This window comes from Microcoleus sp. B4-C1 (assembly GCF_036705285.1).
Lineage (GTDB): Bacteria > Cyanobacteriota > Cyanobacteriia > Cyanobacteriales > Microcoleaceae > Microcoleus.
In genome coordinates this window covers 1-1,557 of sequence record NZ_JAUBUC010000219.1, presented here as the reverse complement: position 1 = coordinate 1,557, position 1,557 = coordinate 1, and the positions used below count along the sequence as shown (strand labels likewise).

Here is a 1,557-nt window from a genome sequence, read left to right as displayed (position 1 = left end):
AGTGACATACTCCTACATTAAGCTGAGTACAGCTATAATGTAGGCTTCTGGGCGACTCCAGCTATTGCTTCGGACATTAACTGAGCTTTAAAGACGGGATGACCCACCGCCCTATTTTTGATTACGATAGCTGCATTGTGATCACGGTCAAGACTACATCCACAATTTGGGCAGTCGTGCCATCTTTCATGCAACTTTTTAGGTACTTTTTCACCGCAATTAGAGCAATCTTGTGAAGAGTTATAAGCACATACGGTCATCACCAACAAACCAGCATTTACAGCTTTGTTTATTAGAATCGACAGAAAGCTTGACCACCCAGCATCCAACACAGATTTAGCCAATCTTGTACGAGCAAGTCCCTTGACATTCAAGTCTTCAACTGCAACAACCTCATATTTTTTCAAGAGATTGTTAGCAGTTTTGAAATGAAAGTCTTTACGTTTGTCGGCTACTTTCTTGTGACACTTCCCCAGTTGCTTAACTGCTTTGTGTCTCCGGCTGCTACCTTTTTTACGGCGCGAGACTCGCTTCTGAATAGTCCGCAGGCGTTTTTGAGCTTTGCGGTAATGCTGAGGAATCGCCACCGTCTCCCCTTCTGATGTTGTCAAAAAATCCTTCAACCCCATATCAATACCAGCAATTTTTTGAGGATTAAAATCTGGTTTAATTTCCGGGACTGTCGAGTCTTCCAAGCTGAGAGTTGCATAGTAACCATCAGCTTTTTTGGTGACAGAGACGGTTTTGATTTTAAATCCATCAGGTATTGAACGGTGCAAAATAACTTTGACTTTTCCGAACATCGGCAAGTTAATTAAGTTATTTTGCAAGCAGCCGTCTTTAACTTGAGGGTAAGTGAACGTGCGGTAACGACTACGCGGCTTGAATCTAGGTCTACCGCTGCGTTTCCCGTTGCTATCACCTTTCAGGAAACGATCAAAAGTTACCTTAACTCGCTTAACTACATCTTGAAGAACTTGAGAGTAAACTCCGGCATACCAAGGATGAGTTTTCTTGAGTTGAGGTAACGTCTTTTTCTGGCTGTAATAGTCGGGATTTTCCCGCAGTTCGGGTAAGTGGCAAACTAGCGGACACGCATTGATGGGAGAACGATTTTGTTCGTACCAATTAAATCGATCTGCCAACAAATAGTTGTACTGAGCGCACAGCAGAGACAGCCATCTGTCAATCTCAGTGGCTTGCAACTTTGTTGGACGTAATCGATACTGGTAAGAAGTTCTCATTGAGTAGTAAATGTTTGATTGCAGTCGCTACGCATCAATTAGTGTTAATGTACCCGAATACGTTACTTGATGTCAAGTGCATGAGTGAATGTTTTATCCATAAAATAAGAGAGGTTTCTAGCCTTAATTGCTAGTATTTACCACCAAGTATTGACACGTCGAAGAATTTGTTTGTCTCGTCATCCACCCGCTCACTGCTCAATGCTTGCGCCTGTGAGATTGCTCTTCGGGTGGAATCCTCACCTCACCGCGTCTTTCATCCCACACTAACCTTTGATCGGTATAGTGTGGGGATTCCCGTCTGTTTAGCTAA

1 protein-coding gene is annotated in these 1,557 nt (G+C 43.1%); it reads right to left on the bottom strand.

The features are described 5' to 3' along the window. Positions 1-32: 32 nt before the first annotated feature. On the bottom strand, positions 33-1,244 hold the full coding sequence (locus QUB26_RS31755; RefSeq protein WP_333321287.1) for a transposase: 1,212 nt from the start codon (positions 1,242-1,244) through the stop codon (positions 33-35). Positions 1,245-1,557 lie beyond the last annotated feature (313 nt).

Excerpts from the sequence above, each read along its gene's own strand:
- QUB26_RS31755 (WP_333321287.1), bottom strand. The coding sequence starts at position 1,244 with ATGAGAACTTCTTACCAGTATCGATTACGTCCAACAAAGTTGCAAGCC.